We start from the raw sequence: 22,436 nt of genomic DNA on the forward strand, positions 1-22,436 counted from the left end.
GGTTTACGTTTTCATAAAAGTTGCGTAATAAAAATATTGTCATCATTTTAAAATTTGATAGATTAATAACTTACGTATAATCAGTAGAAAAGATAAGTTTTTTGTTCAATGGAATCCATATTACAACTTTGCAAAGGCTTAAAGGAAGTGATTGTATTGATCAAAAAAACTAGTGCGATAAATGTGTGGTCAAGAAAGATTTTTAAATGGTTGATCGGCCACTATGCGCAAACCATACTTTTTTTGCTGGTAATTGTAGCTTTTTTTAATTACTGGTCAGTATTTTATATTTTTGCTTTTTTACGTGAGGCTATAACAAGAAATAGTGAAAAATTTGGAATGAATGTTTATTTACTACAAGCTTTTTTATATGGGTGGGTAATATCAATTTTAATCCTATTTGGACATTGTTTAGTTTTGAAGTACATGTTACTGCATAGAAAAATAAAGAGTGTATTAGTTTTTCTATTTCTACATGTCGGTTACTTTTTCTGTCTTATTCTGTTTTTTGTTTTCGCATAAATAATAGAAGAAGCATTACTTAAGGAAAACTAGAAGTAGTGCTTTTTAATTGAATTTTAATCGTTGTAAAATTTACAAGCATTCATTTCTATCATTATAATAAAGGAAGCAAGCTTTTTGAAAGAAGGAGACAGAAATGGAGCAATACTCTGTAAGGCAAGCGAGTTTACTTATTTTTATTACATTAACTGGAATTATTACTTCCGTTATATTACATTTTTCACTTGTCTTTGGCATTTTACCAGGGCTGCTTTTCTTAATCTTTTTAAGCGTAAAAAAAGGTTATGATGTTAAGAGTATGTTGAAGGTAGGATATAAAGGAATCGGGAAAGTAAAAATTGTATTAATGATTTTATTTTTAATTAGCTTTTTGCTACCGTCTTGGTTTTTGTCTGGAACAATTAACTCGATGGTTTCTATTACATTACAAGCGATTAATCCACATCATTTTTTCGTTTTTTGTTTTCTTACAACAATGATTTTTTCAATGATACTCGGTTCATCAATCGGAACATTAAGTGCTTTAGGTGTACCGTTAATGAGTACTGCAATATTATTACACATTCCATTAGAAATTACGGCTGGTGCTGTTATTTCAGGGGCATTTGTGGGAGACCGAACTTCACCATTTTCAAGTGCTCATCAACTGTTAGCCAATATTTTAGAAACAACTGTTAAAAAACAAGGGAAAGCAATGCTTTTAACTTCCATCTTAGCAATCTTAATGACAGGATTATTTTTTAGCATGATGGATGTTAAGTATGGAAGTAATCTTTCAGTCATACATAATGAACTAGAGAACGTACAAAAGATCTCATTCATTCATTTTATACCGCCTATTTTGTTAGTTTTGCTTGTTTTATTCAGATTAAACATTATCGTATCTTATGTTATTAGTATTTTATCTAGTAGTTTCATAGCTATGTTTCATGGTATTTCTTTTTCGGAGATTGTACATGCACTTTGGTATGGAATTGAGGGATTAGGCGGGGGTCTAATTCATATGTATAGCTTACTACTGTTTATTGCAATTGCAGGAGTATATAATGCACTACTTGAAGAGTTAAATGTAATTCAACCCATCTTGGATAAATGGCTCTTATCATCAACATCTATGATGTCAGATTCTTTTAAAACTGTCATTGCATCTCTGTTTATATGTATAATAGCTGGAAACCAAACAATGCCGATTATTCTTACTGGTCGTTCTTTCCTTTCTCATTGGTCAAATAAATATAGTAAAGAAGAACTGGCACGAATTATGAGTGACACAACATTGCTTTTTCCAGCAATGATCCCTTGGAATGTACTTGCAATTATGAGTAGCACTGTTGTGAATATGGAATTGTTTGACTATATACCATATGCGATATTTTTATGGATTCTACCATGCTTAACATTATTTGTTTCATTTGCGAAAAGACGTAAAAATTATCAAACGAGTTATGAGATTAGTTCATAAATTATTTATTAGAAAACACTTTTTCAATAGGAAGAAGTGTTTTTTATTGAGACCATTTATTTAATAGGTTGAAAGTACCTTTAGAATATTATTTATTCTGCTAAAATTAGAAATTGATTAGACTTTATCATTTTAATTGGCTCTGTTAATAAAATAAACCATTAACAGAACCTATCATTTAAAAGATTCCAGTTAGAATAGACGTGGGGGTTCGGTATGAAAAAGTTAGGTATGTTATTTACAGTGATGTTTGTATTCATTTTATCAAGCTGTACAGCTAATGAGGAAACAAAGAAGAAAGAGTCAGTTTTGGATGATTACAAAGTAATGAATCATTATTCTACGGTAAAAGTAAAGGATTTTATTTATCGCATTGTTTCTGAAAATAAAGAATATGCCGATAATGAAAAGATTAAAATCTATGCGGAACTGGAATACGTAGGAAATGACGATCAAGTCACAATTTATCATGCTGCATCTCCGTTTTATTTTAATCTTAAAGAGAAAACGAGAAGTTATGATATTGGGTATGCAATGAATCAACCTTTAGTGAAAACAACTATTGTTAAAGGGAAACCTTTACGTGAAGAATACAGAGTAGGGAGCGGGGGTTATAGTGGTGATGACCCGAAAGATTATGTAGATTTTATGAAAACGATCATGGATACAAAACGCTTGCCTTATGGTTACTATATCTTAAACGGTAGTGCAGATTTTTATGTAGAAACTGTTAAGAATGGTAAAAATGTTGAAATAGACTATAACATCAGCTCGTCAATTGATTTTAAAGTGAACGAGAAATAAAATAATATGTAACCAAATGATAAAACAGAGACAATGTACACTTTATGTCTCTGTTTTATTATTTTATTTGATTCAAAACACTTTACTTAATAAAAAAAACGGCAATCAATAAGACTGCCGTTTTATGCTTCAGAATATACTATTTCTTTTTGAGATACTATGTCTTTTAATTGTCTTACAGTAATACTATATTTTAAACGAATTGCTTCGAGCTCCATAATAGCAACATCAATATATTCAGGTTCAGCATGGATAAAATTGATTTCTTTATATTCTAATTGCTTTTGCAAGTTTCGGAGTTCGTTATGTAATATTTCCGTTTGGGAAGTTTCTTGAAGAGTTGATTTTGTGAAACGGTTAAAAAATAAACTCAATTTTGTATGTTTCTTATTGACTGTTGGTTCTTGAATCATGACTGAATTTGCCATTAACATTTCCTCCTAAAATATGAATTGAATCAATATTTATAGATTTCATAACTTGTCCAAATGAATAAACTCATAGATTCATAACAATCTTTGTTTTTATAAAGATATTAATGTGAGATAAAGAAAATGCTTAGAATGTTGGATTTTTGAAAAAAATTTTATTAGGAGGTTTTATATTGAAAAAAATAAATAAATTGATCGTTTCTTTTATTGTTTTTTTTCAATTGGTTTTATTAACTTCATGTAGCAACTTACCTTACGAACCAAAAATTAAAATGGACATAATTGTTAGAGAATTAACGGAAAATGAATATAGTGCAGTGGGTACGATGGGATTAAGTAATCCTTCAATTCGTGATTTTAAGAAAATCGTATTTGATTTTGAAATGAAAAATTCTAATCAAATTACTTATCGAAACATTAATATTCCAGAGCATACTATTTGGAAATATAAAATCAATTCGATTGATGGAGATCGTTATTGGTTTGGGAATGAATATAAAATGGGGGACAGTTCAACATATCATAGAGAATTTGTGTATTATTCAAAAGGAGTTAGTGAAGAACAAGTAAGAAAGGCTTTTGAAGATACGTTCATAAGAATTTCTTATCAAACAAAAGATGGGGAAAGTCGCACGTTGGAATACAGTATTGGGAACTATATTGAATTTAAAAAATAGTAAAACTAAATAAAATTTAAGCTTTTCGTATGAATCTGATACACTTAGGGAACATAAAGATTAGATTTACTTTATGTAAAATGAATTCTAGAAGTAGAGAGGACAATAATCCATGGAAAAAATTGAAGTAGGCGAAATCCTAACATTAAGCTATGAAGATGATCAAGAACAAGATTATGAAGTACTAGGTTCACTTGACATTGAAGGTGTAGAATACATAGCAGTTGGCTTAGTTGAAGATGTAGAACAAGAGAGTGAAGAAGATATGGATGTTTTCTTCTTAAGAGTAGAAGAAAGTGGCGAATTCTTTGATATTGAGACAGAAGAAGAATTTGAAAAAGTATCTGCTGCATTTGATCAATCACTAAAAGAAGAAGAATAAAACATAAAAAAGTAGAAATTGAGATGATCAATTTCTACTTTTTTAATAAATTAACTTGAAGCAGGAACGGTTTCGTTTTCTGATTCACTTTGTACGAATGAAGCAGATTCCCATTTTTTTGAACGCCATCTCCAAAGCATGAGTAATCCACGTATCCATTCATCTGCAATAAATGCAATCCATACGCCTATAAGTCCAAGGTTAAAGTGAACTCCTAGTATGTATGCAATCGGGATACTAATGCCCCACATGGATAAAATGCCCATCATGACGGGGAATTTCACGTCTCCAGCTGCACGTAGAGAACTGATTACGATTAAATTAAAAGCTCGACCAGGTTCGAGAAAAATTGTACAAATTAAAAGTAAAGTCCCTGTGTGGATAATTTGTTCATTATCAGTAAAGATTGAAAATAACGGTTTTGAGAACATAGATGCAATAATAGCCATTAAGGTCGAAATACATATACCTAATTTTAGACTGCGGATACAATGTTCATATGCTGTTTTTAAATCTCTTGCACCAACAAGTCTTCCGATGATAATTTGTTCACCCTGCCCAATAGCTACTGAAAATAAGAAGATAAACATCATAATATTTTGTGCATATACCTTAGTTGTCAGAGCCTCAGTTCCAATCATTGTAATAAAGATCGTAATAACGATTTGAGAGGCATTATATGAAATATTTTCTCCAGCTGCAGGCACGCCGATTTTAAATAGATTTTTCGAATGCTGAATCGGCTTAGATTGAAGGACTTTTTTAAACGAAATAAAGCCAATCCTTTTCATGAAAATAAAAATAATTAGTATTGTACAAATTATTCTTGCGATTGAAGTAGACCATGCTACTCCTGCTTCACCAAGAACTGGTAAACCAAAAGGACCAAAAATGACAAAATAATTTCCGATAGCATTTAGTATGTTCATTAAAATAGTGACTTTCATCATATCTTTCGTGAAACCATAACTACGTAAAGTTGCCGAAATTGTCATCATAATTGCTTGAACGAACATAAATGCGCCAACGATTTCTAAAAATGAATTTCCTCTTACGATTAAGTCTGGATCTAATCCCATCCATTTTAAAATGTAGGAAGAAAAAAAGAATAATAAAATACTAATGATGATACCGATCCCAAAGTTTGCAATCATAGATACTGTAAAAACTTCTTTTGCTTTATACTCATTTTTTGCACCTAAATATTGAGCAACTAATATTGATGTACCAGCAGTTACAAAACCAAATAATAATGTTACTAAGCCCATGACTTGAGACGCAACACCAACAGCGGCTACTGCATGGTCAGAATACTTACTAAGCATTAGGGTATCGACACTACCCATTAACATGAATAATAATATTTCAATAAATATTGGCCAGGTAATATGCAAAAGGGAGAGTGGCTTATCATTGCTTTGAATCTTGTTTGAAGATTCCATGTTTCATCCCTACCTTTTTAATAAAGAAAAGGATGTCTCAATACAATAATGTATTGTGTTAGGACACCCTTTCCATTTTATAATTTGGTTTTCGTTAAAAATAAATTTAACAAATCCTATAATTTAATAATTTTGATACCATAACCTTCAAGAGTAAACTCTGTATTATATGTTTCATTTTTTTCTGTTATGACATTAAATACGGTTTTATTTTTGAATAAATCAGGCGTTTTGACTGATAATTCATTTGGGTTGTTACTTAAAATATATACGAAAGTATCGCTTTCATATGTTTTAGCGTAAACAATTGTATTATTTTCATTGTTTGCTTCAATAAAACTAAATGTACCTTCACTACCAATTGCTTTATGGTCTTTACGAAGTTTTAAAAGTGTCTGAACATATTCAAACAAATCACGATCTTGACGTTCTTCCTCCCAAACCATACATTTGCGGCAACCTGGATCTTGTTTTCCAGTCATCCCGATTTCATCACCATAATAAATGCATGGTGCACCAGGGAATGATAATTGGAATGTGTACAATAGCTTTAATTTTTCAAGATTTTCATCACAAATTGTTAACACGCGAGGTGTGTCATGGCTACCTAATAAATTAAAGGCAACTTCATTTACATTTTGTGGATAAGAATGAAGTACTTCACTAATCACGTTAGTGAAAACTTCAGCAGAGATCTTATCTTTTGCGAAGAAATCTAATGCACCATTTGTAAATGGATAATTCATAACAGCATCAAACTGATCACCCTGCAACCAAGGCATTGAATCATGCCATATTTCACCTAAAATATAAAGGTCAGGATTTACAGATTTAACTTCTGTTCTAAATTCTCTCCAAAATGCATGGTCGACTTCATTTGCAACGTCTAAACGCCAGCCATCAATATTGAATTCCTTTGCCCAATACTTACCAACTTCTAAAAGGTAAGCTTTTACATCTGGATGTTCAGTATTTAATTTTGGCATTGACGGTACAAAAGCAAAAGCATCATAATTTGGTGTCGGCTCAGTCACAATCGGGAATTCCTTTAAGTGGAACCAGTCTTTATAAATTGATTTTTCTTGTTTTTGCAATACATCTTGAAAAGGCTCGAAGAAATAGCCACTGTGATTAAACACAGCATCTAACATGACTTTAATATTACGCTCATGGCACTCATCTACTAATCTCTTAAATGTTTCTTTCGTGCCAAATTGTGGATCAATTTCCAAATAATCAATCGTGTCATATTTATGGTTTGAATGCGCTTTGAAAATTGGGGTGAAATAAATTCCGCCAATTCCAAGTTCTACAAGATGGTCTAGATGTTGTATTACACCTTCAAAATCTCCACCGAAGAAATTATTTGTAGCAGGTTCTTCGCTTTCCCACTCTAATGTGCCTTTAGGATTAATCGAAGGGTCACCATTTGCAAATCTTTCTGGGAAGATTTGATACCATACTGTATCTTTAGCCCAACTAGGTGCCTTAAAGATATCAGCTTCGTTTAAGAATGGAAAACAGAAATAATATGCTGTATCATCTGTTGGGATTTCATTATAAAATCCTCTCTCTGCATAAACAAGCGTTTCCTCTTGATTGCTAAGTTCAAAACCATATCGAAGACGACGGAAAGGCGGCTTGATTTCTACAAACCAGTAATCGAATAATTCCGTACTTCCGCTTATTTTCATTTCTGTTTTATTAATTTGCCATGCTCCATCTTCCCAATGGTAAGGGTCTCCATGAATTAATTGAACAGACGAAACATCATCTTTTTTCGTACGTAATCGAATATGAAGTGTTTCGTTATTGTAAGCGTATGCATAGTTGTTTTTCGGGCGGTGATATATAGCTTCTTTTAACATTATGCTACCTCCAGCGACTTATTTAGACAATCGTTTGCTTAAAAAAAGAGTATAATTAAACGCTTTCATTGTCAATTGTTTTGAAAGCTCATATTTGTAAATGAATGATTTTTATTTCATACTTTATAAATGTATAATATGTGATAGAGTAGACAAGAGCAGAATGTACTAGGAGGAGCAGAATTGATCAGAAACTTTTTTACAAAGCGATTTAAGTTGAAAAGTATATATGAAGCAAAAGATAGCAAACTAATTTATGTATTCATCCAAAATATACTAGTTGGTTCATTAATTGCTTTTCCATTAGTGTTTCAAATCATACAAACTGATTCACAAAGATTAGCGGAGAGAGTATTTGCACCATATTATGAAAACACTAGTTGGGAAAATGAAATACCTGATTGTCATTATGACGACCAACTTTCTTGTCAGAACAATAAACAAAAAGTAATTGAAGTTAAAAATCAGCGAATTGTTTTTGATCCAACGGATCAATATGATGTGAACGACAAAGAAAGTATCACAATTGTCTTTGGGGAAAAACATATCCATGCAAATTTACTAGGATTTGATCTATATGGGGGATACAATGACCAATTAGTAAAAGCGTTAGACCAAAAAAATGCTGATCAAATATTACTTGGAATTGTATCAAGTGTCAAAATGCAAGCAGTTGCAATGATGATGCAATTATTTTACCCAATAACGATTGTTACGAATATTATTTATATCGCAATTGTATCGTTAATGGCTTTATTATTTAATATTGGAAATTCTAAAAAGTTGACTTATAGGCAATTCTTCTCATTTCTATCATATGCAGCAACTTTGCCAGCTATTTTTGCGTTTATGATTGGAACGATCTTTTCAATCGCATTTCTATATATTGCCTTTAATTTTGGTGTGATTTTATTTGCATACTATGTCTATCGTAAATATAATCGAGTCGTATAAATACAGTACTGTCAAGGGGAGGAAGAACATTCCTCCTATTATTTTTAAATTTACTAAAAATTAAGAAAAAAATATGTTATTTATTACCAAATTGTCCAATATATTTAAATGGAAAAGCTCTATATAATTTTGTCTTCATCGTTTATGATGTAAGAAGAATTTCTAAAAAAAGCAAAATGTAAGCGCTTATATCAACAGTTAATATAAAAATAAAAATATACTAATTTGTTTGACTTTCATATTTTAGTAGATTAATATAAAAGTGTGAAAGCGCTTGCTATACTTTATGAAAAATATAACCTTGTTAGGGGGAAACAAAAGTGAAACTAAAATCAATGTTTGCTGTATTTGCAACGGTAAGCTTAAGTTTAGGTGCATTAGCTGGATGTGGATCTTCAAAAGATACTACAAACACTGCTAAAGACAAAAAGAAAGATGACCTTCCTTGGGATGAACAAGCAAAAGGTTACAAAATGGAAAAAGAAGTACTAAATGGTGAAGCTCCATTAAAAGTATGGTTAGATAATGATGATTATGCAAACGCTATCATTGAGGCTTTCAATGCTAAATATCCAAAAGTAAAAGTTGAGTATGAAAAAGTTGGTGCGGTTGATACACGTGCTAAAATGGAACTTGATGGTGAAGCTGGATTAGGTGCAGACGTTTTCGTACAACCACATGATGGAATTGGTGCTTCATTAGAATCAGCAATTATTGGACCAATGGGACAATACACTGATCAAATTAAAGATCGTTTCTTAGATTCTTCAGTTGGTACTGTAATGAGCGATGGTCAAGCTTATGGTGTACCAATTTCTACAGAATCGGTTGCATTATTCTATAACAAAACATTATTAAAAGAATTAACTGGTTCAGATGCTGCACCTACTGATTGGTCTCAAATTTCTGACTTAGCTAAAACATATAATAATAAAAAGAAAAACCAATGGACAGTTCGTTGGGAAGTTGGAAACTCTTACATGAGTTACTTCTTCTTATCTGCTAACGGTTATGATTTATTCGGTAAAGATGGAACAGATGCTTCTAAAATCGGATTCGATACAGCAGAAGCAAAAGCTGGTCTAGAAGCTTTAAAAGCAGTTCGTCCTGAGTGGGATGTAAACTCTGCAGATGCTACAAACGATACAACTACTTTAGAATTTGCTAAAGGTAAAACACCATTCTTAATTACTGGTCCATGGGCGATCGGTGATGTGAAAAAAGGTGCTGACAAAAATAAATTTGAATTTGGAATTGCTCAACTTCCAAAAATTAATGGTAACCAACCTGTAACTTTCTCTGGTAACCAAATTGCAAACGTATCTTCTTACTCTAAACATCCAGCGGCTGCTCGTGTATTCGCAATGTTCTTAGGTTCTAAAGAAGGTGCAGAAGCTTTATACAAAACAACTGGTAAATTACCAGCTCTTAAAGAGCAATATGCAAGTGAAGTTCCTGGTTTAAGTGATGATGTATTACTTCAAGGTGTTGCAGCTCAAGCAGCATTCTCAAAACCAATGCCTTCTATTCCAGAAATGGCTAACTGGTGGGATCCTGCTAAAAATATGATCGTAAACGTTTGGGATGGCTTAATGTCACCTGAAGAAGCACAAAAGAAAGCTGTTGAAGATTTCGAAGCATTACAAAGTGGTGCAGGTAAATAATCAATCTAGTATCATTACAGCCTCTCAAAATCTGAGAGGCTGTATTATCAACTAATTATGCAAACGGTTTCTGCTATTTGCATAATTTTAGATAATAAGATATTGTTTTGCATAAACGGGTACCGATTTTTGGTACGGAAGGGGGAGAAAAGATATGGCAACGGCGAAAGTTAATGAACAAAAGCCTAGTATACCTGATAACGGATCAAAAAAAATGAACCCATCACTGCCAGCCATTCTGTCAGTCTTTATTTGGGGACTTGGACAAGTCGTAAACAAGCAATTTTTAAAAGGTTTATTCTTCTTTGCAATACAAGTATTGGTTGTAGTAATTGAGGTTGCAACTGGTCACTATTCAAAAGCTGATCTTTCTGAAGGTTTCTATTTAAGAGAAAATGGTGGATTTTTTATAAAAGGTTTTTGGGGATTAGTAACACTGGGTACACAGCCTCGTACGATGGGAATCACTGGACTAACTGAAGGTGATCACTCAATTGTACTTTTAATAAATGGAATTATTGCATTAATATTTATTTCAGTACTTATAGGAATTTACTATTGGAACATAAAAGACGCGTATAAAGTAAGAAGAACTTTAAATGAAACAAACTTTGTACAAACTTCAAGAGAATACTTAAGAGACTTATGGGATGGAATGTTTGAATTTATCGTTCTAATTCCATCAATGATCATGTTGACATTAATTTCTTTAATGCCTATCATTTTTGGCGTATTAATCGCATTCACAGATTATAATAAATTCCACTTACCGCCTACTAAACTAGTAAGCTGGGTTGGATTCGACAACTTCGTTAATTTATTTTCATTACCGATTTGGACACATACATTTACTGGCGTATTTACTTGGACATTCGTTTGGGCAATCTTATCAACAGTAACATGTTTCTTCGGTGGATTGTTTATGGCAGTAGTCGTAAATAGTAATCGAGTAAAAGGAAAAAAATTCTGGCGTACAATTTTTATCTTACCTTGGGCAATTCCAAGTATGATTTCACTTTTAGTATTTAAAACATTATTTAATGGCCAATTTGGTCCAATCTCTCAGTTCTTAGTAGATATCGGCTTAACTGCTGAACGAATCGGATGGTTTACAGACTCTAATCATCCAAACGTTGCTCGTGCAACAATCATTGTCATTAACTTATGGTTAGGATTCCCTTACTTTATGGCTTTAATGACTGGGGTTATGACTAGCTTAGATAAAGAAATTTATGAAGCTGCTAAGATTGACGGTGCAACAAGAACGCAAGAATTTTGGAAAATTACTTTCCCATTAGTACTTGCTGCAACTGCACCACTATTAATTATGTCATTTGCTACAAACTTTAATAATTTCAACGTTATCTATTTCTTAACAGAAGGTGGACCAGCTAATCCGAATTACCAGTTTGCTGGATCTACAGATATCCTTATTACGTGGATTTACAAATTGACTTTAGATAATCGTATGTATAATATGGCGTCTGTTATGTCGATTCTAATCTTCTTAATTATCGGATCTATTTCTGCTTGGAACTTTACTCGTACAAAGCAATTTAAAGAGGAGGAGTTCTAAAATGTCTACAAATACAAAAATGAACAAGAAGAGTTTTAATTTTGGAAGCGCATTATTAACATCATTAACTTACATTTTATTAATATTAGTTGCGATCGTTGTTTTATTTCCGATTATTTGGATTGTAGGTTCGTCATTTGGAGAGTCAACAGGACTTGCAAGTGCAACGCCAATCCCGAAAAATCCAACTATTGAACACTATAAAGAATTATTTGAGAAGACAAAGTTTTCTCTATGGTACTGGAATACATTAAAGATTGCATTATTGAACATGGTCATTTCAGTATTTTTATCAACTTCGGCAGCATATGTATTTTCTCGCTTTAAATTTAAAGGGAAAAAATTCGGTATGGTTGCGATTCTTGTATTACAAATGTTCCCTTCATTTATGGGAATGATTGCGATTTACATCTTATTCTTAAACTTTGGATTATTAAATAATCACTTAGGATTAGTATTGGTATATGCAGCAGGACAAATTCCATTCAATACTTGGTTAATCAAAGGTTACCTAGGTGCAGTACCAAAAGCGTTAGATGAATCAGCAATGATTGATGGAGCGACGAAGACACAAATTTTCTTTAAAATTATTTTACCTTTATCAAAACCAATTTTAACATTCGTTGCCTTAACACAATTTATGGCACCTTGGATGGACTTCATCCTTCCACGTTTGTTAATTAGCTCAAATGAAAAGAAAACATTAGCAATCGGTTTATTTGAATTAATTAAAGGTCAAACCAACCAAAACTTTACAATGTTTGCTGCTGGTGCAGTTTTAGTTGCCGTTCCAATTACGATTTTATATGTATGGTTACAAAAATACATTATTCAAGGTGTAACTGCAGGTGCTAACAAAGGCTAAGAAACCTTAGTAAAATATAAAAATGAACAGAGTGAGGTCTAGTATCTCACTCTTTTTTCAAAATGAGGGCAGAAGATGAAATCAATAAAAACGCTAGTCGCCTTATTATGTATTGCCTCACTAATTGGATGTTCGAATCAAACTACAACAAAAAAGATTACACCGATTGAAGATAAGAAAATCAAAAATGTTAATATAAGTAAGACCTTTAGTGAAGATGTTCGAACATGCTATTCTTTATTCCCAATATCATTTGCAGATTCAAATAATGATGGATATGGTGATTTAAAAGGGATAGAAAATAAATTGGATTATTTAAAAGAACTTGGCATTCAATGTATTTATCTCAATCCGATTCACCCATCTCCTTCATACCATAAATATGATGTCTTAGATTACTATGCTATTGATCCAAAATTTGGTACGATGAACGACTTTGAAAATCTATTAAAAACTGCAAAAGAAAAAAATATAAAAATTATGATGGACATGGTGTTTAATCATACATCAATTCAGCATCCTTGGTTTAAAAAAGCTGTTAAAGGTGAAGGGAAATATAAGGATTATTATATTTTCAATGATGGGAAAGACAAGGATTTTCCATTAAAAGGACCATGGTATCGTGCAGGGAAACAATTCTATCATGCATTTTTTTGGGAAGGAATGCCTGATTTAAATTTAGATAATGAAGATGTACGAAATGAAATATATAAAATCTCAAATTTTTGGCTAGATAAAGGGATTGATGGATTTCGTCTAGACGCCGCAGCAATGGGATTTGAACCAAGTGAATATAAACGTGGTACAAATGTACTCGGCAAAAATGTGAATTTTTGGAAAGAATATACGTCTAATGTTAAGAAAACCAATCCAGATGCATTTGTAATAGCAGAAGTTTGGAAACCGATTAATGACCAAAAGAGATATTATGAATCATTTGATTCAATGTTTAATTTTGATGGTTCAGATCAAATCATGCGTGTTGTGAAAACAGGCACTGCATTTGACTTTCATTCTTTCTTTTCAAACGAAATTGAAGGGAAAAAATTAAAGGATGGTCAACGATTTATTGATTCAATATTTATTAGTAATCATGACCAAAATCGTGTAGCAAGCCAATTAAATGGAAATATTGATCAAGCAAAATTAGCAGCAAGTATTTATTTAACATTACCTGGAATTGCCTATGTTTATTATGGTGAGGAATTAGGAATGTTGGGACAAAAGCCGGATGAGCAAATTCGCGAACCATTTAAGTGGAATAAAGCACTTACAGAAGGTACGACTAAGTGGGAACCGATTATTTTAAATAAAGAGCTTGCTTCATTAGATGAACAAAGAAAAAATCCTCTATCAATGTTCTCTCATTATAAAAATTTAATATCAGTTAGAAATAATAATGAGGCATTTGATATTTTTAGTGATTTTATAGAAGGTCCATATAATGAAGGATCAAGTTTATCTTATTTTAGAGAAAGTCAGAACCAAAAGGTTTTAGTCATTCATAATATTGAAGCAGAGCCGATTAAATTGAATGTAAAAGAGAAAATCATCAAGAATTTATATATGAATCAAGCTACTTTCAATCAATCAAATCTTACTTTAAATGGTTATGGAACAATTATTCTCGAAGTCCAAAAATAATGTACTATATCAAGAACCCCTATGATAGTGATATCATATATTTAATCGCAGAATAGATAACTTGTATATAAATAATCTTAAAGCTAGAGAAAATGAGGTGTTATGATGGGCGTTACAATAAATGATGTAGCCAAAGCAGCTGGAGTTGCCCCTTCTACAGTTTCTCGTGTTATCTCAGATAGTTCACTGATTAGTGATCGTACAAAACGAAAAGTAAAAAGAATAATGGAGGATCTAGGATATCATCCTAATATAAATGCACGTAACTTAGCGAATCAAACATCTCAAACATTAGGGATCGTTATGCCGAGTTCGGCAAGTAAATCATTCCAAAATCCTTTTTTCCCTGAGGTCATTAGGGGAATCAGTTCAACTGCTCATATGAAGGATTATTCTTTACTACTCTCAACTGGGGAAACAGAGGAGCAAATACTTGAAGCAGTAGAAAAAATGGTCATGGGAAAACGTGTAGATGGAATTATTCTTCTATACTCACGAGAAAATGACCCAATTATCCAATATTTATTGAAACAAGAGTTTCCGTTCGTTCTTGTTGGTAAACCATATCAACATGTTGAACAAATTACCTATATTGATAATGACAATTACGGTGCAGCTAGAGAAGTTACGAACACTTTTATCCGTAAAGGGCATCAAAAAATTGCTTTTGTAGGTGGTAGTAGGGATTTTCTTGTAACACAGGAGAGACTAAGTGGTTATTGTGATGCAATGAAATTATCTGGATTACCATTAAATGAAGAATATATTTTTCATGATGACTTCCTATTAGAAAGTGGGAAAGCTTCGATTGATCATTTGATGAGATTAGAAGAGCCTCCAACTGCTATTGTAGCAGCCGATGATATTATCGCATTAGGTATATTAAGTTCATTAGCAGATTTAGGGAAACAAGTACCTGAACAGGTATCGGTGATTAGCTTTAATAATTTAGTACTAGCAGAACTAGCGACACCTAGACTTTCATCTGTTGATGTAAATATATTTCAACTTGGAAATGAAGCTACTAAACTAGTAATTGACCGAATTCAATCAAATGATACACATTCAAAGAGTGTGATTGTACCTTATCGTATAGTTGAGAGACAATCGAGCTTAGAAGAGCAATCGAAAAAATAGTTTAATGTTTCGTAAAAAGAAGAACACATTTTGTTATGTGTTCTCTTTTTACTTTTATTAAATCTATTGGAATTTTAATAAAGGGGTACAAAAAATAGATTTTTCGTTATACTATCAATAATAGCAACTAGATTAGGAGGAACTTTATGAAGTTTTCTTGGAAAAATTATGCATTTCCGTTTATTTTACTTATTAGCATTGTAATAGGTTCAATGATCGGTTTAATGTCAGAAAATGTTGGAATCGTCCTTAAGCCAATAGGGGACTTGTTTTTAAATTTATTATTTGTTGTTGTTGTACCGCTTGTATTTTTCTCAATCGCATCAAGCTTTGCGAATGGCGGAGGAGAAAATTTTGGGAAAATGATTAGAAATATGTCTGGCGTTTTCTTATTTACAGGTGTTATTTCCGCGGTCATCATGCTCGTTGTTATGAAAATCTATCCACCTGCACATGGAGTAAATATTCCAATCGTTAAACCTGAAGCTACTGGAGATTTATCAGTGGCTGAACAGATTGTTAATACATTTACAGTTAGTGATTTTTCTGGATTATTTTCTCGTAGCAATATGATGGCAATTATCGTATTTGCTGTTTTGGTCGGCTTGGCTACTAATAAAGCTGGAGAAAAAGCTGACATTGTTAAGAAATTATTATCAAGTGGTAATATTGTTATTATGAATATGGTCAACTATATTATGTATCTTGCGCCACTTGGACTTGGAGCATATTTTGCTTATCTTGTACCAACTTATGGGAAAGAACTAGTAGGATCGTATGCAAGAGTATTTATACTATACTATGTAACAGCTATTTTATTATATTTTATTGTATATAGTATATTTGCTTATATGGCTGGTGGCCGAGAAGGTTTTATCATTTATTGGAAAAATGTTATCCCTTCAACGTTAACATCACTTGGTACTTGTAGTAGTGCTGCTACAATTCCTACCAACTTTGAATCAGCTGAAAAAATGGGCGTGTCTAAAAACGTAAGAGAAACTGTTATTCCACTTGCAAGTGCGCTTCATAAAGACGGATCTGTAATGGGAGGCGTTGTAAAAATTGCCTTCGCATTCGGTGTATTCCACATGAATTTCTCAGGATTAAATATATATCTTGTGACAATCGGAATTGCACTCTTAGTTGGAATGGTAATGGGAGCGATACCTAATGGTGGAATGATTGGTGAGATGTTAATCCTTTCATTATTTGGATTGCCAGTTGAAGCCTTACCAATTCTAGCAGCAATCAGTACAATTATCGATCCACCTGCAACGATGTTAAATGCAACAGGGGACTTATCTGCAACTATGCTTGTAGAACGAATGACGAATGGTAAGAAATCTGCTTAAGAGAAGTTCACTAAGCAGAGAGAAAACATTTAAATAGGACAAGAAATGGGAACTAATTAGATGTTAATTAGTTCCCATTTTTTTATGATTCGAAGATTTACACTATAGGATGTTTCATGTCGATATCAGAACTGGATTCATAATTGACTCAATTCCTGGTTGCAAATCCTGATGTTGGGGTGAGAATGTAATTGGTATTATGGAATCAAGTGATTTCCCTATTTAATATTTCATTTTCAAAGCAAGGTATTCCCCTATATGAATCAATGTGCAAGTCAAATGAATAAATTTTCAAAAAAAATACCACATATTCAAAAAATATGTGGTATTTCCAATTCATTATTATTTTAGATTTTCAGGATTTAAGCCTAGTAATTCTTCAACTACGAAGCGGCCATCTTTACGGATTAATACGTCATCGAAATAGATTTCTCCGCCACCGTATTCTGGACGTTGGATACAAACCATATCCCAGTGAATGTTTGAGTTGTTTCCATTGTATGCTTCGTCATATGCTTGACCAGGAGTGAAGTGGAAGCTTCCATCGATTTTTTCGTCGAATAAAATGTCTCCCATTGGGTGTAAGATATATGGGTTTACACCAATTGCGAATTCACCAATGAAACGTGCGCCTTCATCTGTGTCAAAAATCTTGTTGATTCGTTCAGAATCATTTGCAGTAGCTTCAACAATTTTTCCATCTTTAAACTTAAGCTGAACATTTTCAAACGTAAAGCCATTGTTTGGAGATGGAGTGTTGTAAGAAAGCGTACCATTTACCGAATCACGTACAGGTGCAGTAAATACTTCTCCATCAGGAATATTCATTTCACCAGCACATTTAATTGCAGGGATATCTTTAATTGAGAATGTTAAATCAGTACCAGGACCTTTGATTGATACTTTGTCTGTACGGTTCATTAACGCTACAAGAGCATCCATTGCTTTGTCCATTTTACCATAGTCAAGATTACATACATCGAAGTAGAAATCTTCGAATGCTTCAGTGCTCATTTTTGCAGATTGAGCCATTGAGTCCGTAGGGAAACGTAATACAACCCATCTTGTTTTTGGAACACGGATTTCTCTATGTACTTTATGACCTACTGTTTTACCATGGATTTTTGTTTTTTCATCTGGCACATCAGACAGTTCGCTAATATTAACACCAGAACGTAAACCAATGTACGCATCCATGTCTTTCATTACATTTGCTTCATAATCAGCAATTTTATTGAAATGTTCTTCTGTAGCACCCATTAGTAATGCGCGGTCTACTTTATGATCTTTAATTGAAACGAAAGGAAAACCACCGGCAGCATATGCTTCTTTTACAAGTGCAGTTACTAATTCAGTTTCAAGTTTAAAGTTCTCAATCAGGATTTTTTCACCTGGTTGTAATTTTACTGAGTAATTGATTAAGTTTTTTGCTAACTTAGCAATTCGTGGATCTTTCATGAAAATTCCCTCCAATATTTAAGTCTATAATACTATTGTAAACTATTTGGTCAGTTTTGTTTACTGATAGTATTCTTTTTTTACTAAAGAATTTGAAAACTTATAAAATGACATATTTAGTGTTTGGTAAAATTTGTAGTATAATACGAAATAAGTGATTAATTTTGTGGAAAGCTACTGTATGAAAGGGGTCAATTTAAATGAATCTAATTTCAGTTAGTGCATTAATTGCAGCAATCGCATTTGTTGTTTTAGTCGTATTTATTAGTCGCACGTTATTTAGATTAGAAAGAGTGTTTAGAGAGGTAGAAACGACACTGTCTGAGACACAAAAAGATTTACACGATGTTAGTGTGGAAACAGTTCAATTCATACATACTTCTAATCATTTAGCTGAAGAAGCTAAAATTTTAGTCAGAAATTCAAATGAATTAGCAAAAGATATGCGTGAGCGTGCAAAATCCCTTGATGTATTAGCTAAATCAGTAGAAGAAGTTGGCGTTACGATCGCTGAAATGAACGAAAAAGTAAGAGATACTGCTTCAAATGTCACGAACACAGTAAAATCAAGTACTGAAAAAGTATCCCAAGCTCTACAATGGGGAAATACTGCTATTGATATTTGGGAAAAGTTTAAAACGAAGCGTGAGGGAAAAAAGAAAAATGGTCAATCGAATTTCAACGACTCAACAGTTTGATGAATTACTTAGCTCAAACGAGAAGTTTATCTTCTTGAAACATAGTACTACATGTCCAATTAGTCATGCAGCATATACAGAATTCCTTGCATTTGATTCTGCCTATGAAAATATTCCTTTATATTATTTACAAGTACAGGATGATCGAGAGCTATCAAATTATATAGCAGATAAAACATCAATAAAACATGAGTCTCCTCAATTATTTATTTTTGAAAATGGAAAAGCCGTATTTAATACTTCACACTTTTCGATTAAAAAAGACTCTATTGAGAATGCTTTTTTAAATAAGTAGACAGAAATCAGACGTTTTATATGTAAAGAAATACCTTAGTATAGTAAATCTTACTGTACTGAGGTATTTTTTTATCTAATTAATTGTTGGAACAAACAAAACGGATGAATAAAAGGCGTGAAAATAGAAATCTCAAAATATAATGAAGGAAGAAACGCGTGTTAGTAAATACGCGAAAATTTTCATAAGTTCGTTTATATTTCATCTCACGGGAGGGAAAAAATGAGTATTTTAGTTCTTGGTGGAGCAGGTTATATTGGTTCACATGCAGTGTACCAGCTAATAGACCAAAATTATGAAGTTGTCGTGGTAGACAATTTACAAACAGGGCACCGAAAGGCTATTCATGCAAACGCAATCTTTTACCAAGGTGATATAAGAGATAAAGAATTTCTTAGAACCATTTTTGAAAAGGAACAAATTGAAGGAGTTCTTCATTTTGCTGCAAATTCACTAGTAGGCGAATCAATGGTGCAACCGATTAAGTACTTTGATAATAATGTTTACGGGACCCAAGTATTGTTAGGTGTCATGATTGAGTATGGTGTAAAATACATTGTATTCTCGTCCTCTGCTGCTACATATGGTGAACAAATTATTATGCCAATTACCGAGGAAATGCCTACAATACCTACTAGTACATATGGTGAGACAAAATTGATGATGGAAAAACTAATGAAGTGGTGTGATATTGCCCATGAAGTGAAATTTGTTTCATTGAGATACTTTAATGTTGCTGGTGCAAGAGCTACTGGTGAAATAGGTGAGGATCATCAACCAGAAACACATTTAATTCCTCTAGTCCTTCAAGTAGCTTTAAATCAACGGGATCATATATCAATCTATGGAACCGATTATGATACTCATGATGGAACTTGTATCCGTGATTATATTCACGTAGAAGACCTAATTGATGCGCACATACTGGCATTAGATTATCTACAAGATGGAGGAGAAAGTAATATTTTTAATCTTGGTAGCAGTCAAGGTTACTCCGTTAAAGAAATCATAGAAACAGCTAGAGAAGTTACTGGGCATAGGATTCCGTCAGAAGTAACAGAGCGTAGGAAAGGGGATCCTAGTAGTTTAATTGCTTCTTCTGAAAAAGCTATGGATGTCCTAGGATGGAAACCTAAGCGTGCGTCAATACATGAAATCATAAAGGATGCTTGGAACTGGCATCAATCGAATCGTACCGTACCGGATATCAAAAATAGTAGGGTTCACAAATGGAGATAGATTCACTCTTTTAAGGATGTACATCATATCAAAAAAAGAATCTATTCAAAAATAGAAAAAAACGTGCTTTCATGCACGTTTTTTCTAAAGGATTAGATGAATAACGCTAAAATGTAGAATTATTACTCTACGTCGAATCCAGCTGCTTTCCATGCAGCAGTACCACCATCGATATAAGCTACATCAGTAAAGCCCATTTTTTTAAGTAAATAAGCACCTAACGAAGCCTGTCCGCCTGCACCACATGTAACTAGTACTGGACGATTTCTATCAGCTAATCTTGGTTCACGTAGATGTTCAGGTAACTCAAGGTCAGCACGAATTGCTAGCATACCAAGTGATATATTTACACTGCTTGGAATTAACCCACATGCGCCAGCGTCTTTCGCATCTTGAACGTCAATAACGAAAGTATCAGGATTTGCATTAATCTTTTCACGAGCTTCAGCAGAACTAATACCAGGAACATTTTCACGAGCTTCTGCTACCATTTGTTTAAATGTAATTGTCATTTTATTACCTCCAGTAAAGTATTGTTGGAAATTCCTTAAATTGGAAACTTCATATTATACATTACACCTAATATGGATGAACTTTCAAATAATCGGTTGATTCAAACAACCTTCTTCTCATCTCATGCAGTTATTTTGATTAGCTTTCTAGAAAGTGTCATAATAACAAATGAGATATATTAGGTTATTTGCAAGGAGGACTTAAAGTTGAACAACAATGATTTAGACCAACTAAGATTCGAAATTGATGAGATTAACCATCAAATGCTTGAATTACTGAATAAAAGAGGAGAAATCGTTAAGAAAATAGGAATTGCAAAAATTGATAAAGGTGTAAAACGATTTGATCCTGTTAGAGAACGTAAAATGCTTGATTATATTGCTGATCAAAATGAAGGACCATATAGCACATCAACACTGCAACATATTTTCAAAGAAATCTTTAAATGTAGTTTAGAGCTTCAAGAAGAAGATGATAAAAAAGTCTTATTAGTATCTAGAAAAAGAAAATCTGAAAATACGATTGTTGAAGTGAATGGCGAAAAAATAGGCGATGGAAGTCCAATCATAATTGCTGGACCATGTGCAGTAGAAAGTTATGAACAAGTAGATTCAGTTGCGAAGGTTCTAAAAGAACAAGGTGTCAAGATTATGCGTGGTGGAGCATTTAAACCACGAACGTCACCTTATGATTTTCAAGGTCTTGGTGAAGATGGCTTAAAGATTTTAAAAGAAGTCGGTCAAAATCATGGACTAGCTATCATTAGTGAAATCGTCAGTCCAGAACATATTGAAATGGCTCTAGACTATGTCGACATCATTCAAATCGGTGCAAGAAATATGCAAAACTTTGAATTACTGAAGGCTGCAGGTTCAGTGAATAAACCAATTTTATTAAAGCGAGGTTTAGCAGCTACTATTGAAGAGTTTATATATGCAGCAGAGTACATCATGTCAAAAGGAAATCAAGAAATCATTTTATGTGAACGTGGTATTCGCACGTATGAAAAAGCTACAAGAAATACACTAGATATCACAGCGGTTCCTATATTAAAACAAGAGACTCATTTGCCAGTATTAGTTGATGTAACCCATTCGACAGGAAGAAGAGATTTATTAATTCCGGCAGCAAAAGCAGGTTTAGCGATTGGTGCAGATGGAATTATGGCTGAAGTTCATCCAGACCCTGCGACAGCATTAAGTGATTCAACACAGCAAATGAATTTTGAGCAATATGAGCAATTTATGTCAGAATTAAATTCATTCATGAATCGATAATTTTTCATAAAAGCACTGACAGGAGTCATTCCTGAAGTGCTTTTTTTGAATAATTTGTGACAATTTGATTTAAATTAGCACTATATAGTAAAAATCTGCAAATATTTTACAATTTTTCTAATCGTTCTATTGAATGAATATACAATTCACTATAAGATATACTGAAGGTACTA

The 22,436-nt window shown here is 32.8% G+C and carries 20 protein-coding genes; 15 read left to right on the forward strand and 5 right to left on the reverse strand.

What is annotated here, in order from left to right; translation table 11 throughout:
• The first annotated feature begins 658 nt into the window (after nucleotides 1-658).
• Both V7056_RS13440 and V7056_RS13445 read left to right on the forward strand, forming a co-directional pair.
• On the forward strand, nucleotides 659-1,984 hold the full coding sequence (locus tag V7056_RS13440; RefSeq protein WP_499702715.1) for a Na+/H+ antiporter NhaC family protein: 1,326 nt from the start codon (nucleotides 659-661) through the stop codon (nucleotides 1,982-1,984).
• A gap of 216 nt (nucleotides 1,985-2,200) precedes the next feature.
• Nucleotides 2,201-2,788, forward strand: coding sequence for a hypothetical protein (locus tag V7056_RS13445; RefSeq protein WP_499702717.1), 588 nt, complete (start codon nucleotides 2,201-2,203; stop codon nucleotides 2,786-2,788).
• A gap of 122 nt (nucleotides 2,789-2,910) precedes the next feature.
• On the opposite strand, the gene V7056_RS13450 is transcribed toward V7056_RS13445, so the two are convergent.
• Nucleotides 2,911-3,216, reverse strand: coding sequence for a hypothetical protein (locus V7056_RS13450; RefSeq protein WP_499702719.1), 306 nt, complete (start codon nucleotides 3,214-3,216; stop codon nucleotides 2,911-2,913).
• A 176-nt stretch (nucleotides 3,217-3,392) separates the two neighbouring features.
• Here V7056_RS13450 and V7056_RS13455 point away from each other — a divergent pair, with 176 nt between their 5' ends.
• Both V7056_RS13455 and V7056_RS13460 read left to right on the forward strand, forming a co-directional pair.
• Nucleotides 3,393-3,896: a hypothetical protein gene (locus V7056_RS13455; RefSeq protein ID WP_499702721.1), complete on the forward strand. Its 504-nt coding sequence runs from the start codon at nucleotides 3,393-3,395 to the stop codon at nucleotides 3,894-3,896.
• Between the two features lie 112 nt (nucleotides 3,897-4,008).
• Entirely contained in the window at nucleotides 4,009-4,278 is a 270-nt protein-coding gene (locus V7056_RS13460) for a DUF1292 domain-containing protein (RefSeq protein ID WP_499702723.1), read from the forward strand.
• 50 nt (nucleotides 4,279-4,328) lie between these two features.
• On the opposite strand, the gene V7056_RS13465 is transcribed toward V7056_RS13460, so the two are convergent.
• Both V7056_RS13465 and V7056_RS13470 read right to left on the reverse strand, forming a co-directional pair.
• A complete protein-coding gene (locus V7056_RS13465) occupies nucleotides 4,329-5,720 on the reverse strand; it encodes an MATE family efflux transporter (protein WP_499702724.1) in 1,392 nt (463 codons plus the stop codon).
• Nucleotides 5,721-5,836: 116 nt separating this feature from the next.
• Complete coding sequence (locus V7056_RS13470) at nucleotides 5,837-7,588, reverse strand: glycoside hydrolase family 13 protein (RefSeq protein ID WP_499702726.1); 1,752 nt, start codon at nucleotides 7,586-7,588, stop codon at nucleotides 5,837-5,839.
• Between the two features lie 183 nt (nucleotides 7,589-7,771).
• Between V7056_RS13470 and V7056_RS13475 the strand changes: the two genes are divergently transcribed.
• The 7 genes from V7056_RS13475 (at nucleotide 7,772) to V7056_RS13505 (ending at nucleotide 16,783) form a co-directional block, all read left to right on the forward strand.
• Nucleotides 7,772-8,542: a DUF1189 family protein gene (locus tag V7056_RS13475; RefSeq protein WP_499702728.1), complete on the forward strand. Its 771-nt coding sequence runs from the start codon at nucleotides 7,772-7,774 to the stop codon at nucleotides 8,540-8,542.
• Between the two features lie 320 nt (nucleotides 8,543-8,862).
• Nucleotides 8,863-10,206 carry a sugar ABC transporter substrate-binding protein gene (locus V7056_RS13480; protein WP_499702729.1) on the forward strand — a complete coding sequence of 448 codons (1,344 nt, stop codon included), beginning with the start codon at nucleotides 8,863-8,865 and terminating at the stop codon, nucleotides 10,204-10,206.
• A gap of 154 nt (nucleotides 10,207-10,360) precedes the next feature.
• Nucleotides 10,361-11,782, forward strand: a complete 1,422-nt coding sequence (locus tag V7056_RS13485) for a carbohydrate ABC transporter permease (protein ID WP_499702730.1) — start codon at nucleotides 10,361-10,363, stop codon at nucleotides 11,780-11,782.
• Nucleotide 11,783: 1 nt separating this feature from the next.
• Nucleotides 11,784-12,647: a sugar ABC transporter permease gene (locus V7056_RS13490; protein WP_499702732.1), complete on the forward strand. Its 864-nt coding sequence runs from the start codon at nucleotides 11,784-11,786 to the stop codon at nucleotides 12,645-12,647.
• A 75-nt stretch (nucleotides 12,648-12,722) separates the two neighbouring features.
• The gene (locus V7056_RS13495) at nucleotides 12,723-14,291 is read left to right on the forward strand and encodes an alpha-amylase family glycosyl hydrolase (RefSeq protein ID WP_499702733.1); all 1,569 of its coding nucleotides are present in this window, start codon (nucleotides 12,723-12,725) and stop codon (nucleotides 14,289-14,291) included.
• A 105-nt stretch (nucleotides 14,292-14,396) separates the two neighbouring features.
• Complete coding sequence (locus tag V7056_RS13500) at nucleotides 14,397-15,428, forward strand: LacI family DNA-binding transcriptional regulator (RefSeq protein ID WP_499702735.1); 1,032 nt, start codon at nucleotides 14,397-14,399, stop codon at nucleotides 15,426-15,428.
• Nucleotides 15,429-15,574: 146 nt separating this feature from the next.
• Nucleotides 15,575-16,783: a dicarboxylate/amino acid:cation symporter gene (locus V7056_RS13505; RefSeq protein WP_499702737.1), complete on the forward strand. Its 1,209-nt coding sequence runs from the start codon at nucleotides 15,575-15,577 to the stop codon at nucleotides 16,781-16,783.
• A gap of 342 nt (nucleotides 16,784-17,125) precedes the next feature.
• Here the strand turns inward: V7056_RS13505 and V7056_RS13510 are convergent, their stop codons facing one another.
• On the reverse strand, nucleotides 17,126-18,241 hold the full coding sequence (locus V7056_RS13510) for an aminopeptidase (protein WP_192603035.1): 1,116 nt from the start codon (nucleotides 18,239-18,241) through the stop codon (nucleotides 17,126-17,128).
• A 200-nt stretch (nucleotides 18,242-18,441) separates the two neighbouring features.
• Here V7056_RS13510 and V7056_RS13515 point away from each other — a divergent pair, with 200 nt between their 5' ends.
• The 3 genes from V7056_RS13515 (at nucleotide 18,442) to galE (ending at nucleotide 20,473) form a co-directional block, all read left to right on the forward strand.
• The gene (locus tag V7056_RS13515; protein ID WP_499702739.1) at nucleotides 18,442-18,939 is read left to right on the forward strand and encodes a DUF948 domain-containing protein; all 498 of its coding nucleotides are present in this window, start codon (nucleotides 18,442-18,444) and stop codon (nucleotides 18,937-18,939) included.
• Nucleotides 18,905-19,234: a bacillithiol system redox-active protein YtxJ gene (ytxJ, locus tag V7056_RS13520; RefSeq protein ID WP_499702741.1), complete on the forward strand. Its 330-nt coding sequence runs from the start codon at nucleotides 18,905-18,907 to the stop codon at nucleotides 19,232-19,234. The genes V7056_RS13515 and ytxJ overlap by 35 nt, the downstream gene beginning before the upstream one ends.
• Nucleotides 19,235-19,456: 222 nt before the next feature.
• Entirely contained in the window at nucleotides 19,457-20,473 is a 1,017-nt protein-coding gene (galE, locus tag V7056_RS13525; RefSeq protein ID WP_499702742.1) for a UDP-glucose 4-epimerase GalE, read from the forward strand.
• Nucleotides 20,474-20,595: 122 nt separating this feature from the next.
• Here the strand turns inward: galE and V7056_RS13530 are convergent, their stop codons facing one another.
• The gene (locus V7056_RS13530; RefSeq protein WP_499702744.1) at nucleotides 20,596-20,985 is read right to left on the reverse strand and encodes a rhodanese-like domain-containing protein; all 390 of its coding nucleotides are present in this window, start codon (nucleotides 20,983-20,985) and stop codon (nucleotides 20,596-20,598) included.
• A gap of 207 nt (nucleotides 20,986-21,192) precedes the next feature.
• Here V7056_RS13530 and V7056_RS13535 point away from each other — a divergent pair, with 207 nt between their 5' ends.
• Nucleotides 21,193-22,263, forward strand: coding sequence for a bifunctional 3-deoxy-7-phosphoheptulonate synthase/chorismate mutase (locus V7056_RS13535; RefSeq protein WP_499702746.1), 1,071 nt, complete (start codon nucleotides 21,193-21,195; stop codon nucleotides 22,261-22,263).
• The last annotated feature ends 173 nt before the right edge of the window (nucleotides 22,264-22,436 follow it).

The sequence above is a fragment of the Bacillus sp. JJ664 genome (assembly GCF_036962205.1).
Lineage (GTDB): Bacteria > Bacillota > Bacilli > Bacillales > Bacillaceae_G > Gottfriedia.

Excerpts from the sequence above, each read along its gene's own strand:
- V7056_RS13460 (WP_499702723.1), top strand. The coding sequence starts at position 4,009 with ATGGAAAAAATTGAAGTAGGCGAAATCCTAACATTAAGCTATGAAGAT.
- V7056_RS13485 (WP_499702730.1), top strand. The coding sequence starts at position 10,361 with ATGGCAACGGCGAAAGTTAATGAACAAAAGCCTAGTATACCTGATAAC.
- V7056_RS13495 (WP_499702733.1), top strand. The coding sequence starts at position 12,723 with ATGAAATCAATAAAAACGCTAGTCGCCTTATTATGTATTGCCTCACTA.
- V7056_RS13465 (WP_499702724.1), bottom strand. The coding sequence starts at position 5,720 with ATGGAATCTTCAAACAAGATTCAAAGCAATGATAAGCCACTCTCCCTT.
- V7056_RS13505 (WP_499702737.1), top strand. The coding sequence starts at position 15,575 with ATGAAGTTTTCTTGGAAAAATTATGCATTTCCGTTTATTTTACTTATT.
- V7056_RS13440 (WP_499702715.1), top strand. The coding sequence starts at position 659 with ATGGAGCAATACTCTGTAAGGCAAGCGAGTTTACTTATTTTTATTACA.
- V7056_RS13510 (WP_192603035.1), bottom strand. The coding sequence starts at position 18,241 with ATGAAAGATCCACGAATTGCTAAGTTAGCAAAAAACTTAATCAATTAC.
- V7056_RS13515 (WP_499702739.1), top strand. The coding sequence starts at position 18,442 with ATGAATCTAATTTCAGTTAGTGCATTAATTGCAGCAATCGCATTTGTT.
- V7056_RS13500 (WP_499702735.1), top strand. The coding sequence starts at position 14,397 with ATGGGCGTTACAATAAATGATGTAGCCAAAGCAGCTGGAGTTGCCCCT.
- V7056_RS13470 (WP_499702726.1), bottom strand. The coding sequence starts at position 7,588 with ATGTTAAAAGAAGCTATATATCACCGCCCGAAAAACAACTATGCATAC.
- V7056_RS13490 (WP_499702732.1), top strand. The coding sequence starts at position 11,784 with ATGTCTACAAATACAAAAATGAACAAGAAGAGTTTTAATTTTGGAAGC.
- V7056_RS13530 (WP_499702744.1), bottom strand. The coding sequence starts at position 20,985 with ATGACAATTACATTTAAACAAATGGTAGCAGAAGCTCGTGAAAATGTT.
- ytxJ (WP_499702741.1), top strand. The coding sequence starts at position 18,905 with ATGGTCAATCGAATTTCAACGACTCAACAGTTTGATGAATTACTTAGC.
- V7056_RS13450 (WP_499702719.1), bottom strand. The coding sequence starts at position 3,216 with ATGGCAAATTCAGTCATGATTCAAGAACCAACAGTCAATAAGAAACAT.
- V7056_RS13445 (WP_499702717.1), top strand. The coding sequence starts at position 2,201 with ATGAAAAAGTTAGGTATGTTATTTACAGTGATGTTTGTATTCATTTTA.
- galE (WP_499702742.1), top strand. The coding sequence starts at position 19,457 with ATGAGTATTTTAGTTCTTGGTGGAGCAGGTTATATTGGTTCACATGCA.